Annotated in this window: 17 protein-coding genes; 10 read left to right on the forward strand and 7 right to left on the reverse strand. The window is 66.3% G+C overall.

What is annotated here, in order from left to right:
• Positions 1-39 precede the first annotated feature (39 nt).
• The 6 genes from sufC (at position 40) to BoBH3_RS10380 (ending at position 5,008) form a co-directional block, all read left to right on the forward strand.
• Positions 40-792, forward strand: a complete 753-nt coding sequence (gene sufC / locus BoBH3_RS10355) for a Fe-S cluster assembly ATPase SufC (RefSeq protein WP_262330713.1) — start codon at positions 40-42, stop codon at positions 790-792.
• Complete coding sequence (locus BoBH3_RS10360) at positions 792-2,141, forward strand: SufB/SufD family protein (RefSeq protein WP_262330714.1); 1,350 nt, start codon at positions 792-794, stop codon at positions 2,139-2,141. Before sufC ends, BoBH3_RS10360 begins: the two co-directional genes overlap by 1 nt.
• Entirely contained in the window at positions 2,141-2,350 is a 210-nt protein-coding gene (locus BoBH3_RS10365) for a tautomerase family protein (protein WP_262330715.1), read from the forward strand. The genes BoBH3_RS10360 and BoBH3_RS10365 overlap by 1 nt, the downstream gene beginning before the upstream one ends.
• A gap of 4 nt (positions 2,351-2,354) precedes the next feature.
• Positions 2,355-3,593 (forward strand): cysteine desulfurase, encoded by a 1,239-nt coding sequence (locus BoBH3_RS10370; RefSeq protein WP_262330716.1) that lies wholly within the window; start codon positions 2,355-2,357, stop codon positions 3,591-3,593.
• A 111-nt stretch (positions 3,594-3,704) separates the two neighbouring features.
• Entirely contained in the window at positions 3,705-4,010 is a 306-nt protein-coding gene (locus BoBH3_RS10375; RefSeq protein WP_262331175.1) for an SUF system Fe-S cluster assembly protein, read from the forward strand.
• A gap of 110 nt (positions 4,011-4,120) precedes the next feature.
• Positions 4,121-5,008, forward strand: a complete 888-nt coding sequence (locus tag BoBH3_RS10380; RefSeq protein WP_262330717.1) for a PhzF family phenazine biosynthesis protein — start codon at positions 4,121-4,123, stop codon at positions 5,006-5,008.
• 8 nt (positions 5,009-5,016) lie between these two features.
• Here the strand turns inward: BoBH3_RS10380 and BoBH3_RS10385 are convergent, their stop codons facing one another.
• Together BoBH3_RS10385 and BoBH3_RS10390 are read right to left on the reverse strand one after the other, a co-directional pair.
• On the reverse strand, positions 5,017-5,376 hold the full coding sequence (locus tag BoBH3_RS10385) for an MmcQ/YjbR family DNA-binding protein (RefSeq protein WP_262330718.1): 360 nt from the start codon (positions 5,374-5,376) through the stop codon (positions 5,017-5,019).
• Positions 5,377-5,385: 9 nt separating this feature from the next.
• Positions 5,386-6,453: a malate/lactate/ureidoglycolate dehydrogenase gene (locus BoBH3_RS10390; protein WP_262330719.1), complete on the reverse strand. Its 1,068-nt coding sequence runs from the start codon at positions 6,451-6,453 to the stop codon at positions 5,386-5,388.
• Between the two features lie 249 nt (positions 6,454-6,702).
• Between BoBH3_RS10390 and BoBH3_RS10395 the strand changes: the two genes are divergently transcribed.
• Entirely contained in the window at positions 6,703-7,092 is a 390-nt protein-coding gene (locus tag BoBH3_RS10395) for a HesB/IscA family protein (protein WP_262331176.1), read from the forward strand.
• A gap of 9 nt (positions 7,093-7,101) precedes the next feature.
• Positions 7,102-7,461 (forward strand): TfoX/Sxy family protein, encoded by a 360-nt coding sequence (locus BoBH3_RS10400; RefSeq protein ID WP_262330720.1) that lies wholly within the window; start codon positions 7,102-7,104, stop codon positions 7,459-7,461.
• On the opposite strand, the gene BoBH3_RS10405 is transcribed toward BoBH3_RS10400, so the two are convergent.
• Both BoBH3_RS10405 and BoBH3_RS10410 read right to left on the reverse strand, forming a co-directional pair.
• Positions 7,421-8,347 carry a GGDEF domain-containing protein gene (locus BoBH3_RS10405; RefSeq protein WP_262330721.1) on the reverse strand — a complete coding sequence of 309 codons (927 nt, stop codon included), beginning with the start codon at positions 8,345-8,347 and terminating at the stop codon, positions 7,421-7,423. The genes BoBH3_RS10400 and BoBH3_RS10405 overlap by 41 nt on opposite strands.
• Before the next feature lie 334 nt (positions 8,348-8,681).
• Positions 8,682-10,169 carry a DEAD/DEAH box helicase gene (locus tag BoBH3_RS10410; RefSeq protein ID WP_262330722.1) on the reverse strand — a complete coding sequence of 496 codons (1,488 nt, stop codon included), beginning with the start codon at positions 10,167-10,169 and terminating at the stop codon, positions 8,682-8,684.
• A gap of 174 nt (positions 10,170-10,343) precedes the next feature.
• Here BoBH3_RS10410 and BoBH3_RS10415 point away from each other — a divergent pair, with 174 nt between their 5' ends.
• Complete coding sequence (locus BoBH3_RS10415; protein WP_262330723.1) at positions 10,344-11,039, forward strand: alpha/beta fold hydrolase; 696 nt, start codon at positions 10,344-10,346, stop codon at positions 11,037-11,039.
• 2 nt (positions 11,040-11,041) lie between these two features.
• Here the strand turns inward: BoBH3_RS10415 and BoBH3_RS10420 are convergent, their stop codons facing one another.
• The 3 genes from BoBH3_RS10420 to parE form a co-directional block, all read right to left on the reverse strand.
• Positions 11,042-11,302 carry a hypothetical protein gene (locus BoBH3_RS10420; protein ID WP_262330724.1) on the reverse strand — a complete coding sequence of 87 codons (261 nt, stop codon included), beginning with the start codon at positions 11,300-11,302 and terminating at the stop codon, positions 11,042-11,044.
• A 91-nt stretch (positions 11,303-11,393) separates the two neighbouring features.
• Complete coding sequence (locus BoBH3_RS10425) at positions 11,394-12,335, reverse strand: LysR family transcriptional regulator (RefSeq protein WP_262330725.1); 942 nt, start codon at positions 12,333-12,335, stop codon at positions 11,394-11,396.
• 155 nt (positions 12,336-12,490) lie between these two features.
• Entirely contained in the window at positions 12,491-14,572 is a 2,082-nt protein-coding gene (gene parE, locus BoBH3_RS10430; RefSeq protein ID WP_262330726.1) for a DNA topoisomerase IV subunit B, read from the reverse strand.
• A gap of 290 nt (positions 14,573-14,862) precedes the next feature.
• On the opposite strand from parE, the gene BoBH3_RS10435 reads away from it, so the two are divergent.
• Positions 14,863-15,057, forward strand: coding sequence for a hypothetical protein (locus tag BoBH3_RS10435; RefSeq protein WP_262330727.1), 195 nt, complete (start codon positions 14,863-14,865; stop codon positions 15,055-15,057).
• The last annotated feature ends 70 nt before the right edge of the window (positions 15,058-15,127 follow it).

Raw genomic sequence — 15,127 nt, forward strand, 5'->3', positions numbered from 1 at the left:
TGCCGCACCGCGCACGGGATGACACAGGAACGAACCCAAATGCTCGAAATCCGCAATCTGGTCGTCAAGATCGCCGACGAGGACAAGCAGATCCTCAACGGCCTCAACCTCACTGTGAACGACGGCGAGGTCGCCGCCATCATGGGGCCGAACGGCTCCGGCAAGTCTACGCTGAGCTATGTCATCGCCGGCAAGGAGGACTATGAGGTCCTCGACGGCGAGATCCTGCTCAATGGCGAGAACGTGCTCGAGATGGAGGCCGACCAGCGTGCCGCTGCCGGCATCTTCCTCGCTTTCCAGTATCCGCTGGAGATCCCCGGCGTCGCCACGATGACCTTCCTGAAGGCGGCGATGAACGCCCAGCGCAAGGCGCGCGGCGAGGACGAGCTGCTGACGCCGGACTTCATCAAGCAGGTCAACGCCGCGGCCGACAAGCTCGGCATCGCCAAGGACATGCTGCGCCGGCCGCTGAACGTCGGCTTCTCGGGCGGCGAGAAGAAGCGCATGGAAATCCTTCAGATGGCTCTGCTTTCGCCGTCGATGTGCATCCTCGACGAGACCGATTCCGGCCTCGACATCGACGCGCTGCGGATCGTGGCCGAGGGCGTCAATGCGCTCCGTTCCAAAAATCGCGGCTTCCTCGTCATCACCCACTATCAGCGCCTGCTCGACCACATCGTGCCGGACACCGTCCACGTCATGTCGCAGGGCAAGATCGTGCGGACGGGCGGCAAGGAGCTGGCGCTCGAGCTCGAGAAGAGCGGCTATGCGTCCTATGGGGAGGCCGCCTGATGGCGATCGTCACCCCGCTGAAGACGGCGGCGGAGCAGCAGCTCGCCCAGCAATATGCCGACGCCAAGGCCGAGCTGCCCGGTGGGCCCGCGGTACGCAAGCTGCGAGAGGACGCCTTCGCCGGTTTCGAGGCCAAGGGCCTGCCGCATCGCCGGCTCGAATCCTGGCGCTATACCGACCTTCGGGCGCTGCTGCGCGAGGCACGCCCTCTCGCGACCGGCCCCGGACGGCTCGATGCGGCACGGGCGAAGCTCGCCGAGCTCGCGCTTGATGCAACGGTCGTCGTGCTCGTCGATGGCGCCTTCGTGCCTGAGCTGTCGTCTCTTGAAGGTCTGCCGGAGGGGCTCTCCGTCCAGACGCTGGCCGACGCGCTCGTCTCGGGCCGCGACGATCTTCCGCGTGTGCTCGCCGGACCGTCCGTCGCTGCCGATGACAGCGGACTGATGCTCAACGCTGCCCTGATGCGTGACGGCTCCTTCGTCGAGATCGCCGCGGGCGTCGCGCTGGAAAAGCCGATCGCGATCGTGCGTCTCTTCTCCGGCGAGAATGAGATCTCCGTCTATGGCCGCTCGGTCGTGCTCATCGGTGACGGCGCCAAGGCGACGATCATCGAGGTCAATGCCTGCCTCGGCAAGGCACCGCAGCAGCTCAATGTCGCGCTCGTCGTCGAAGCCGGGTCCGAGACCGAAGTCGAGCATATCCGGCTCGTCACGGATCAGTCCGAGGGCTCTGTCGGCGTCTTCAGCCTTCTCGCTACGGTCGGTGCTCATGCGAAGTTCGATTCCTTCGCGCTCGTCTGCAACGCAGCGACCGTTCGCCAGCAGCATTTCGTCCGCTATGCCGGCGAGCACACCGAGGTCGGCCTGCGCGGCATCAACCTGCTGGGCGGCACCGAGCATTCCGACGTGACGCTGATCGTCGACCATGAGGTGCCGCACGGCACCAGCCGCGAGCTCTTCAAGTCGATCATCGGTGGGGAGGGCACCGGCGTCTTCCAGGGCAAGGTCGTCGTGCGCCAGCATGCGCAGAAGACCGATGGCAGCATGAAGAGCAACGCGCTGCTGCTGAACGAAGGCGCGACGATGTTCAACAAGCCGGAGCTGGAGATCTTCGCCGACGACGTGGTCTGCGGTCACGGAGCGACCGTCGCGCAGATCGACGGCGAGCAGCTCTTCTACCTGATGGCGCGCGGCCTGCCGCGGCCGCAGGCCGAGGCGCTGGTGCTGCAAGCCTTCGCGGGCGAGGCGGCCGAGTTCATCGCCGACGAGAACGTGCGTGCGCTCGTCATGTCCGAGGTCGAGGCGTGGCTTGCCGCGCGCGAGGCCGCTTCGCAGGTGAGCACTGTCTGATGCCCTACATCAATCTCCAGATCACGAAGGGCGCTACGCGCCAGCAGAAGGCGCAGATCGTGAAGGAATTCACGGAAACTCTGGTCAAGGTGCTCGGCAAGAACCCGCAGAACACCCATATCGTGATCCAGGAGATCGAGCGCGAGGATTGGGGCCATGGCGGCGAACTGGTCGCCGACAAGGCGCCGGCCTCTCCCGGAAAGGCCTGAGCCCATGAACGTGCTGGCGCAGCCCTACGACGTCGCGGCGATCCGCAAGGATTTCACGATCCTCGGCCGCGAGGTCTACGGCAAGAAGCTGGTCTATCTCGACAACGCCGCCTCGGCGCAGAAGCCCGAGGCGGTGATCGAGGCCATGACCCGGCTGATGCGCGAGGACTACGCCAATGTCCATCGCGGGCTGCACTACCTCGCCAATGCTTCGACCGAAGCCTATGAGGCTGCACGCGAAAGCGCCCGACGCTTCCTTAATGCGAAGCACCTCGAGGAGATCATCTTCACCCGCTCCTCGACGGGCGGGCTGAACACTGTGGCGTCCTCGCTCGGCCGGCATCTCAATCTCGGCGAGGGCGACGAGATCATCCTCTCGATCCTCGAGCACCACTCCAACATCGTGCCCTGGCACTACTGGCGCGAGCGCCATGGCGCCGTGATCAAATGGGCGCCGGTGGACGAGGACGGCAATTTCCTGATCGAGGAATTCGAGAAACTGATTTCGCCGCGCACCAAGGTCGTGTCGCTGACCCATATGTCGAACGCGATCGGCACCATCATTCCGATCGCTGAAGTCGCTGCGATCTGCCGCTCACATGGCATCCCGCTCGTCGTCGACGGCAGCCAGGGCGCGGTGCATCTGCCGGTCGATGTGCAGGCGCTGGGCTGCGATTTCTACGCCTTCACCGGCCACAAGACCTATGGTCCGACCGGGTCGGGCATCCTCTGGGGCCGCAAGGAGTGGCTCGACAAGCTGCCGCCCTATGAAGGCGGCGGCGAGATGATCGTCACCGTCACCGAGGACACCGTCACCTATAACGACCCGCCGCATCGCTTCGAATCCGGCACTCCCGCCATCATCGAGGCAGTGGGGCTGGGTGCTGCGCTCGACTACATGATGGCGCTGGGCCGTGAGAACATCGCCGCGCATGAGGCCAGGCTCGGCGCCTATGCGATGGAGCGGCTCGGCGAGATGAACTCGATCCGCATCTTCGGCAAGGCGAGGCAGAAGGGCGCGATTGTCGCTTTCGAGATGAAGGGCGCCCACGCCCATGACGTCGCGACCGTCATCGACCGCGCCGGCGTCGCCGTTCGCGCCGGCACCCATTGCGCGATGCCGCTTTTGGCACGATATGGGGTGACATCGACCTGTCGCGCCTCCTTCGGCCTCTACAACACGCTGGAAGAGGTCGATGCGTTGGTGGACGCCCTGCGGAAGGCCGAAAGCCTGTTCGCTTAAGCTACGAGGATTGAAGCCTTGGCCACATCCGAACCCATCGCCCTGAAGGACGACGACTTCAAGCCGAACCAGCCCACGGTCGGCACCGGCTCCGGGCTTCCGGCCGAAGAGATCGATCGCCTGACGGATGACATCGTCGCGGCGTTGAAGACGGTCTACGACCCCGAGATTCCCTCGGATATCTACGAACTTGGCCTGATCTATCGCGTCGATATCGCCGATGACCGTCAGGTCACCATCGACATGACGTTGACGGCTCCCGGCTGCCCGGTTGCCGGCGAGATGCCGGGCTGGGTCGAGAACGCCGTCGGCACGGTGCCGGGGGTCGCGTCGGTGACAGTGAACATGACCTTCGATCCGCCGTGGGATCAGTCGCGCATGTCGGACGAGGCTCGCGTCGCTCTCGACATGTGGTGAGCGGCGCCTGCTGCAAGCCGGCGTGATGGATCACATTCCATCGCTTCATTAGCCTTGTCATCGCCTGGCTGGCAGGAATAGCGGTAACTGACCTGCCGTCGGAGCCTGCCATGCCGCGTTACCCCTACGAGACCGTCGACGTCTTCACCGACCGGCCATTCGGCGGTAATCCGCTCGCCGTCTTCACCGACGCCCGTGGGCTCTCCGACGCGCAGATGCAGGCGCTGGCCGCGGAAATGAACTACAGCGAAACGACCTTCGTTTTGCCGCCGGACGATCCGGCGAACGACGCGCGCGTTCGCATCTTCCACCGCACCGCCGAGATGCCGTTCGCCGGTCACCCCAATGTCGGCACGGCCTGCGTGCTGGCCCGCCATGGCCGGGACCGCAACGGCGTGCTGCGCTTCGAGCAGATGGCCGGGCTGGTCGAGATCGCCGTCGAGCGGGATGGGACCGGTGCAGTGACCGGAGCTGTCATCGCCGCTCCGCAGGCGCTCTCGCTCGGCATCGAGCTGCCGGCCGAAGGTATCGCCGCCTGTGCGGGGCTCGATCCGAAGGACATCATCACGACGGCGCACCGGCCCGTGCAGGCTTCCCTCGGTGTAAAATTCGTGCTTGCCCAGGCGGCCTCAGGCTCGCTTGGCCGTGCTTCGCCCGATCTTCCGGCCTTCCGTGCGCTGGAGAGCCGGCATGCGGAGCTTGCCGGGCGGCTGTCGCTCTTCCTCTACGAACGCGAGGGCAACACCATCCGAGCGCGGATGTTCGCGCCGCTGGCCGGCACCTGGGAGGACCCTGCGACCGGCAGCGCCAGCGCCACGCTCGGCGCTCTGCTGCTCACGCTCGATGGTGGCGAGGACGCGGCTTACACCATTACGCAAGGTGTCGAGATGGGGCGGCCGAGCCTGCTCAACGTCACCTCGCGCCGCGCCGAGGACGGCGTCCGCTCGCGCGTCGGGGGAGGGGCTGTGCCCATGCTGCGCGGCGAGGCTTTGCTCTAGCGCCGCGCTTAGGCCAGCCTGAGTTCCAGCCGCAGCCGCCTCGTCAGTCCGGCGGCGGCCAGCCGGTGGCTTTCGCGGAGATAGTCCCGCAAGGCGTCGTCCGACATGCTCTCGGCCGTCTGCCACTGGATCCACTTCATGCCGCGCGAGGCAAGATAGGGAGCGGGCCTGAGGCCCGGCTGCTCCTTCAGGATGTCGAAGGACAGCGGCGAGCATTTGAAGCTGACGGCCGCCTCGCCGTTGTCCTGCTCCCGAGCAATAGCGAAAACCTTGCCGCCGACCTTCCAGACATCGGCGCCGCCCCATTGCACGACATGCGTCGTCGCCCGCAGCGACGCACAGAAGGCGTTGCAGGATTGGGGCGTCACCGGTCCCGCTCAGTAGCTCTCGGCGTCGATGCCGTGCCGCGCGGCTGCTGTCTTGATCTGTGACCAGGTCTCGTCGTCGAGCGGGATGCCGGCAGCGCCGCGCTCGGCCCGCAGTTTGCGCTCCTTGTCGCCGGGCGCCAGCACAGGGTTTGCCGGGTCCTGCGGCTTCGCCGCGCGCACGAAGGCAAGGTAGCTCTCGATCCGGCTCCTGCGCAGGCCGGCATCGGGCTCCAGCCGGGCAGGGTCGATCAGGACGCCGAAGAGCGAGTTGATGATCCAGCTCTTCGCCGGCTTCTCGTCGATGCGCGCCGCACCCATCAGCCCGGCGGAGAGGAGTTCAGCGATCAGCGAAAGCCCCGCGCCCTTGTGATCGCCGAAGGGCAGCAGCGCGCCGAGCGGATGGTCGGGGCTGGCGAAGACATGGGCCGGGTCCGTCGTCGGGCGGCCCTCGGCGTCGATTATGTACCCCGGCGGAACCGGCTCGCCCTTGTTCAGTGCGACGCGGGCCTTGCCATGGGCCATGCGGCTCGTGGCGAAGTCGAGGATCAGCGGCTCCCCATCCGGGACAGGAATGCCGATCGCATGAGGATTGGTGCCGAAGCGCGCCTCCTTGGCGGCATACGGGGCAACGATAGGCGGCCGGCCGGCGACATTGACCCAGTAGAACGAGATCAGCCCAGCGGCGGCGGCGACCTCGGCATAATGGCCGATCCGGCCGATATGGTGCGAATCGAGCAGGTTGACGATGGCGACGCCGCCAGCTTTCGCCATGGTTATGGCGCGGTCGACGGCGTTGCGCGCATTTGGCTGGCCGAGCGCGACCGCGCCATCGATGATGAGGAAGGGCGCTGTCTCGACGCGGGCCTGCGGCTGTGAGTGTGGGCTGAGATTGCCGTCGGCCAGCGACTGGAAATAGAGCGGGATCATGCCGACGCCGTGGCTGTCATGCCCGCTCAGATTGGCAAGCACGAGATGGTCGGCGGTCTCCCGCGCCTCCTCCTCCGTCCAGCCAGCCTTCACCACCATGTCGTGGACGAGCGCGCGAAGCGATTCGGGGCGGTGCAGGCGATGCGGCATGGGCTTCCAACCGGTGGGGTTTGTCGCTGGCGGGGCTTCTAATGGTTGCCGTCAGAGTGCATGAGCCGGTCCGATCCGCAATGGGGATGGCGGGAAGCGGCTCCCAAGGCTGCGCATGGCGCAAAATGGGCGGCGCACGGCGCAAGGCATGGATGTCGGCCCGCATCTCGACGAATGCGGCCTTGATCCTTATGTTATGCAGGCAATCTTGCTTCACCGGACCTTGAACCCGGTCGAGGAGTGATGACGATGTTCTCTATTCCGGGCCTCAAGGTCATCTCGTTGACCGATGCCGCGGCCACCCGCATCCGCGAGGTCATGGCGCAGTCCTCGGACGAGGCCGCGCCGGCGCTTGGCCTCAGGGTCGGCGTCAAGAAGGGCGGCTGCGCCGGAATGGAATACACCTTCGAGATCGCCCGCGAGGTCAAGAAGGGCGACGAAGTCGTCAGCGAAAAGGACGCCACGGTCGTCGTCGACGCCAAGGCGGTGCTCTTCCTGCTCGGCACCCAGCTCGATTTCCGGACGGACCGCTTCTCCTCGACGTTCGTGTTCAACAATCCCAACGAGGTCTCGGCCTGCGGCTGCGGCGAATCGGTCGAGATCAAGCCCCGTGACCAGGGCGCCCTCGCGGCCCATTGAGGCCCCGGAATGGATGCCGAGGGTATCCGCGAGTTCTTTGCCAGCGTGATGCCGGTCCGTGTGCGCCGCATGTTCGGCGGCCACGGCATCTATGATGGCGAGACCATGTTCGCGCTGGAGCAGGGCGGTGAGATCTATCTGAAGGCCGATGCCGAGAGCGAGAGCCGTTTCATGGCGGCCGGCAGTTCACCCTTTGTCTACAGCCGCGGCGCCAAGCCCTTCCAGATGAGCTATTGGCGCCTGCCTGAAGCGGCGTTTGACGACGAAGATGCCTTGCGGGAGTGGACCGGACTCGCGCTGGCGGCGGCCCGGCGAGCCTCGGCTCCGCTCAGGCGACGCGGCTCGCGGTCTCGAGAGCATCTTCCGTGACGGTGCGGTTGCGGCCGTCACGCTTGGCCTGCATCAACGCCTGGTCGGCGCGGTCGACCAGAGAGCCGGCGGTATCACCGCGCCGATAGCTGGCAACGCCGAGCGAGATGGTGATGCGGCCGAGGTTTTCATTGGTCGAGCGCTTGATCAGCTCGCGAGTGAGGAGCGCCTGTCGCACCGTTTCGGCGCCGAACTTGCCGGCTATCAGGTCGGCCTCGGGCAGGATGATGCCGAATTCCTCGCCGCCGAAGCGCGAGATCACGGCCTTGTCCTTCAACTTGTCCGTCATGGTCCGCGCGACCAGCCGCAGCACCTGGTCGCCCGTGAGATGGCCGTGGGCATCGTTGAAGCGCTTGAAATGGTCGATGTCGGCCATCACCAGCGCGAAAGGCTCCCGTCGCAAAGTCGACTGGTCGATCGACTTCTGCAGCATTTCCTCGAAATGGCGGCGGTTGGCGAGGCCGGTGAGAGGGTCGGTCAGGGCTTCGGCGCGCGTCGTCTCAAGGGCGGCGCGCAGGTTGCGGATCTCGTTGGAGCTGTTGCGCAGCTCGTTCTCGAGCTGGGATTTGCGGACGACCTCTTCGCGGGTCGACATGACGAGCGCCTCGATCCAGGCGCGGAGCCGGTCGCGGTCGGTCGGCGGCGGCACGTCATTCGACATGGCGGTCAACCGCCCGTGATAGATTTCGCTGGCGCCCAGCGCCTTCTCGACCAGCGCGCTCATGGCCTCGATCTCGCCCAGCACCTGAAGGCTCGTGCGCTCGGCCTGACGAGCAAGTCGCTCCGAGCCGATGAAGCGCTCGTGCAGGCTGTCGATATCAGCGCCGGAGACGATGCCGTTGCCTGCTGTGATGACGGCACCAAGCTCGGCGCTGAGGGAAATCATCTCACCGCTGAGATGCGTATACCAAACTTCGAAAGCGCGGGGATCACAGGGAGACCCGTGCTCGCGCATCGCGGCGATGACGCGCTCCGGGAAATCGCTGGTCCGCGAAATGTTCGAGCCCGACTGTTCCATGCCACCGCCATTACGGCACAAAGCCTGAGCGCAGCTTGCGCCGCGTCGGCTTTGATCGTTCCACGCGAAGCGGGACATCCTGTCCGTCTAGTCGGCATGAGCCCAGCTGCCATGGCAATGACCGGCCATGGCAAACGCAATATGAGCGCGTCTCGTTAAAAACGAGTTGATTATCTGAGGCTTGTCGAAAAAATCGACGGCGTCAGCCGATCCTGGTCGGACGGAGGAGGAAGGCCGGGACGTGGTCGCCGAGCCCCTTCACCTGCGGGCCGTCATCGTCGTCCCGGCCATGCGAGCCGCGGCCGCGGCGCGAGCTGTCCTGCGGATGCTCCTGTCCGCGCTTGCTACCCGATACAGGGGCGATCGCCTCGGAATCGGGCCTGACAGGGCCGCGCCGGCCGGAGCTGCGGGCTTCGTCAGCGCTCTTTCCTTCGCCGTTGTCCACGCGAGGTGCCGGCGCCTCGGAGCGGGAGCCACGCTCGGGCCGGCCGCGGCCGCGCCCGGAGCGCTTCTCGTCGCGCCGGCCAGGCCGTTCCTCGCGCGGTGCGCCCGGCGGCAGGCCATCCAGGCCGGGCCCGTCGAAGGCGATGCTCTGCCCGGTCAGCTTCTCGACAGCCGAGATCAGCTTATCGTCATGGCGGGTGACGATGGTGAAGGCGGCGCCCAGGCGTCCGGCGCGGCCGGTGCGGCCGATGCGGTGGACATAGTCCTCGGCATGGGTCGGCACGTCGAAATTGAAGACATGGCTGACCGCGGGAATATCGAGGCCGCGCGCCGCGACGTCGCTGGCGACGAGGATCGGGTTCTCGCCGGTGCGGAAGGAATCCAGCGCCGCCATGCGGGCATACTGGTCCATGTCGCCATGCAGCGCCACGGCAGGAAAACCGTGCTTCTGCAGAGATTTGTGAAGCGTTGCTACATCGCGCTTGCGGTTGCAGAAGACGATCGCGTTCTGCAGATCGACGGCGTCGTTGATCAGCCGGCGCAATGTCTCGCGCTTCTCGAAATCCTGCGGGTTGGAGGCGATCAGGCGCTGCGTGATCGTCGTCGCCGCCGTGGCGGGCCGCGAAACCTCGATGCGGACCGGGTTGTGCAGGAACTGCTCGGAGATGCGCGTGATCTCGGGCGGCATGGTCGCGGTGAAGAACAGCGTCTGCCGCGTGAACGGCACGAGCTTGCAGACGCGCTCGATGTCCGGGATGAAGCCCATGTCCAGCATGCGGTCCGCTTCGTCGATGACGAGGAGCTCGACGCCGGTCAGGAGCAGCTTGCCGCGCTCGACATGGTCGAGCAGGCGGCCGGGCGTTGCGATCAGCACATCGACGCCGCGGGTGATCTTAGCGTCCTGATCGCCGAAGGAGACGCCTCCGATCAGCAGGGCGACCGAGAGCTTCTGGTTCACGCCGTAGCGGGTGAAATTCTCCTCGACCTGCGCGGCGAGCTCGCGCGTCGGCTCCAGGATCAGCGTGCGCGGCATCCTTGCGCGGGCACGTCCGTTCTCCAGGATCGTCAGCATTGGCAGCGTGAAGGCCGCGGTCTTGCCGGTTCCGGTCTGGGCGATACCCAGAACGTCCTTGCGGGCGAGAACCTGCGGAATGGCCTGGGCCTGGATGGGGGTCGGCGTGCTATAGCCCGCGGCCGAGACGGCCGTCAGAACCTTTTCACTCAAGCCGAGTTCGGCAAATGACATTGCTTAGGGCGCTTTCAGGGTCGGTAAACGGGGAGGGACGACCTGCTCGACCCGCCCCCGTTGGCGCGACAACATTTCCTGCGCGCCTTCGGACCCGTGTGGAATGCAAAGAAAACGCGGCAAAGTCAATCATCTAGCCCGGAAAACTAGCCTTAAAGGACCGTTTCCAGCATTATGAAAGAGCCTCTTGTCCTGGTTCCGGGGCTGAGCTGCAGCGCTGCGCTCTACGCCCCGCAATGGCCTGCGTTCGCTGATGGTCGCCCGATCTTCGTCGCCGAACACAGTCTCGACGACAATTTGCCCGCGATCGCGAGCCGTCTGTTGAAAGCGGCGCCCGAGCGTTTTGCGCTCTGCGGCCTGTCCATGGGTGGATACATCGCCTTCGAGGTGCTGCGTCAGGCGCCAGAGCGCGTCACTCGGCTGGCGTTGCTCGACACCAGTGCCAAGCCGGCAACGCCGGAGACCAACGCGCCGCGCGAGCAGATGATCGCGCTCGCCGAGAAGGGCGCCTTCGACAACGTCACGACGCTGCTCTGGCAGCGTCTCGTCGCGCCGGCGCGGTTGGCGGACGAGCCGCTGCGTCTCGTCGTGCGGCAGATGGCTGACGATGTCGGGGCGGACGGCTTTGTCCGTCAGCAGCGCGCGATCATGCTGCGGCCGGACTCGCGGCCGGTGCTGGGCTCCACGTCATGCCCGACGCTGGTCGTCGTCGGCGAGGAGGACATGATCACGCCGGTGGCGGAGGCTCGGGAGATGGCTGAGATTGCCGGCGCACATGCGTCGCTCAAGGTCATTCCCGCCTGCGGTCATCTGTCGACAATCGAGGCACCGGAGGCCGTGACGGCGGAACTGCAGCGCTGGCTCGGTTGAGATCAGCGGGGCAGGGCGCAGGGATCGAGCCGCGTCTCGTTAGCCGCCTTGGAAATGGAACCGGTGGTCAGCGGATCGATCGGCTGGCGTTTCGATACGGCCAGACTGACCTGCGCCAGCCCTGCCTTGTCGAGTCCTTCCGTCTGGCTCGACAGGAAATTCGCCGCCACGATGGACAGAAAGGCGATGGCCGCGCCAGCCTTGGCGAGACTCGCGACCATGGTGCCACGGTCGTTCTTCCAGAACAGTTCGATCATGCTCATGGCACTCCCCCGAGATCGCGAGCGACGGAGTGATCCTACGTAACCAGCCGTAAAAAGATGGTTAGCGAAACCTTGCCGAAGAAGGGCAGCCTTAAGGTTTCTGCCCCGCGCCCGCCGCCAAACCCATCAGGCGCGACTGATGCTCCCGGAAGAGCTTGCGCAACGCACCGAGCACGGCGGCAACGCCTGCTCGCCCGCGCGAGACCTCGTGCGAGACCAGATAGATGTTGTCTCCCGTCTGCTCCGGCGGAGGATGGAGCCGCCGCAGGCTGGGATCGGCGTCGCCCATGAAGCAGGGCGCCATCGAGAGGGCGCCGGCGGAGCGGATGCTCTCGTAGCGCGCGGCGGAATCGCCGACGCGGGCTGCGATCGGTCGGCCGGCCGCGTAGGACATGATGTAGTCGTCGATGCGCGAGGAGGTTTCTCGGTTCACCGAGATGATCGGGGCAGTTTCGGGATCGACGTCCCGCCGGACGTAGAGCGCCTGCATCAGGCGACCGACCCTTTGCGCGTAGTGGCCGGGCTCCTCTGGAACCTTCGTCATGCGCAGTGCGATATCGGCCTCGCCGCGAGCAAGGTCGAGGCGGTTACGCGTGCTGATAATGTTGATTTCGACTCCGCCGGACGCCGCGGACAGCGCGGTCGCGTGCATGGTCAGGAACAAGCTGATCGAGGTCGTGGCCGTGACACGGACCGGCGCATGGGCGTGGGTGCGGGCCGCCTGTGCCCGCACGGCGAAGCGCCGAGCCGCGGCATCGAGTTCGCGCGCCTCGGCAGCCAGCTCGACGCCGACAGCCGTGGGCACGAGCCGGTTGGCCTCTCGCATGAAGAGCTGGACGCCGAGATCGCGCTCCAATGCCTTCAGCCGCCGGGCGACCGTGGCTTCGCTCAGCCCAAGCCGCGCCGCCGCCAGGGCCATCGCCCCGCTGACGGCGATCGCGTTGAAGATGCGGATGTCGTCCCAGGAGGCGTCCCCGGTGGCCGGCGCCAGATCGCCGTCGCGTCGAGGTGCAGGGGGAGCAGGCTCGCCCATGCCGTTAGTGGCCAGTCGCTGGGGAAAGCGGAGGGCTCGCGATCATGGCGTTCCGGAGGGCGGCGAAGGTTCGACATGCGCGAACCCTGCCGGCACCAGAGCCGGATGGCAGCCCGCCGGGCCTGGGGGGCAGACCTGCAGGAATGCCGGCCTGATCACAGGTCGATCAGTTCGCCGGCGAAGGCGGCGCGTTCCTGGATGAAGGTGAAGCGCGCTTCCGGCTTGTTGCCCATCAGCCGCTCGACGGTGTCGGCGGTCTCTTCCTTCGCCTCGTGATCCACCATGACCTTGAGCAGGATGCGCTTGCTCGGGTCCATGGTGGTTTCCTTGAGCTGTGCCGGCATCATTTCGCCGAGGCCCTTGAAGCGGGAGATCTCCGGCTTCTTGCCCTTGAACACCGTCTCGATCAGCTCGTCCTTATGGGCGTCGTTGCGGGCATAGATGCTCTTGCCGCCGTGCTGGAGCCGGTAGAGCGGCGGAACGGCCAGGTAGAGATGGCCCTTCTCGATCAGCCGCGGCATCTGGCGCCAGAAGAAGGTGACGAGCAGCGAGGCGATATGGGCGCCGTCGACATCGGCGTCCGTCATCACGATGACCTTGTCGTAGCGCAGGTCGTCCTCGCGGAACTGCGTGCCGATGCCGCAGCCCAGCGCCAGGATCAGATCCGCCAGCTGCTGGTTGGCATTGAGTTTCTCGCGCGTCGCATTGGCGACGTTGAGGATCTTGCCGCGCAGGGGCAGGATCGCCTGGTTGGCGCGGTTGCGCGCCTGCTTGGCCGAGCCACCGGCCGAGTCGCCCTCGACGATGAAGAGCTCGGAGCCGGCCGCGCCGACATTCGAGCAGTCGGCCAGCTTGCCGGGCAGGCGCAGCTTGCGCGTCGCAGTCTTGCGCGAGACCTCCTTCTCGAGACGGCGGCGCAGGCGCTCCTCGGCCCGGTCGACCGACCAGTCGAGCAGCCGCAGCGCCTGCTGCGGGGCGGCGGCAAGCCAGTGGTCGAAGGCGTCGCGCACCGCGTTCTCGACGATGCGCTGGGCTTCCTGCGTCGCGAGCTTGTCCTTGGTCTGGCCCTGGAATTCCGGCTCCCGGATGAAGACGGAGAGCATCGCAGCACAGGTCGCCATCACGTCGTCGGAGGTGACCTGCGCCACGCGCTTCGACTGGCCGATGCGCTCGGCATGGTCGCGCAAGCCGCGCAGCAGGGCGATGCGCAGGCCCTGCTCGTGTGTACCGCCCTCGGGCGTCGGAATCGTGTTGCAGTAGGAGGAGGAAAAGCCGTCCTCGCCGGTGGCGAGCCAGGCGACCGCCCATTCCAGCGAGCCGTGGCTGCCTTCCTTCGTGATCTTGCCGGAGAAGATCGGCTCGGCGACGAGGTCCTTGCCCTCGATCTCGCGGCCGAGATAGTCGCGCAGGCCCCCGGGGAAGCGGAACACGGCTTCGGCGGCGACGTCGCCCTCCGGCTTCAGCAGCGACGGCGCACAGCTCCAGCGGATCTCGACGCCGCCGAAGAGGTAGGCCTTCGAGCGCGCCATGCGGAACAGGCGGGCAGGGGAGAAATGCGCGCCCTCGCCGAAGATCTCGGCGTCCGGATGGAAACGCACCTTCGTGCCGCGCCGGTTGGCGACGCGGCCGACCGTCTCCAGCGGACCCTGTGGCAGGCCGCGCGAAAAGACCTGGCGATAGAGCGTCTGGCCGCGCGCAACCTCGACCTCGAGCCGGTCCGAGAGCGCGTTGACCACCGAGACGCCGACGCCGTGCAGGCCGCCCGACGTCTCATAGGCCTTGGAGTCGAATTTTCCGCCGGCATGCAGCGTCGTCATGATGACTTCGAGTGCCGACTTGCCGGGGAATTTCGGGTGCGGATCGACCGGGATGCCGCGGCCGTTGTCGGCAACAGCGAGCGAGCCATCCTCGAACAGCTCGACATCGATGAAGGTGGCGTGGCCGGCCACCGCCTCGTCCATGGCGTTGTCGATCACCTCGGCGAAGAGGTGGTGGAGGGCGCGTTCGTCCGTGCCGCCGATATACATGCCAGGCCGGCGCCGCACCGGCTCCAACCCTTCGAGCACCTCGATGGCCGAGGCGTCGTAGCTGCTCTCCGAGAGAGTGCCGTTGCGAGGCGTTGCCGCGGCAGGCGGCGGCGCCTTGGCAGGGGCAGAGGACGGGCGCGGCTCCGGCTTCGGCGCCGCTGCCGCGGGCCGTTCCATATCCGAACCGAAGAGATCGCCGTTCTCAGCCATTGCCGCCAGAAGCTTCCTGATTCGCGCCTTTGAAATTCTAGCGCATCGCGGGCTGCAAGGCCCCCGCCAGCCTGCGCTTATAGACAGGTCGCCAGCGCATCGGAACACCTGCTGGCGTCATGGCGAGGCAGCAGGTCACACCAATGTCGTCGACTCGACCGAAGGTGGGGATGGAACCGCTCCGTTCACCGGGCATTAACCACGGCTGACCGGGAATGCCGATGGTGACTCGGGCCTGTGCGGAAGCGCCGGAATGCGTTACACTTGGCAAAAAAATGGGGGAAAGCGCCGTGGCGTCGCGTCAATCAGTGCCGGTTGCGGGAATCGCGGGTCTCCAGCGCGCCGCGCGCCTCGCCGGTGAATCCTTCGGCCATGAGGATGTCGTCGGCTCGATCGGTCAGGCCGAGGCCGTCTCTTCTCGATGGCTGTGGTGGCTCGCCGCCTTCGCGGCCTCGACCGGGCTTGCGGTGCTGCACCTTTCCTGAGTTGCGCTGAATATCAACCTTTTTGCCCCAGCCTTACGGCCGGAGGGCGAAAACGCATGGTCCCACTCAT

It is taken from the genome of Allobosea sp. BH3, assembly GCF_025499465.1.
Taxonomy (GTDB): domain Bacteria; phylum Pseudomonadota; class Alphaproteobacteria; order Rhizobiales; family Beijerinckiaceae; genus Allobosea.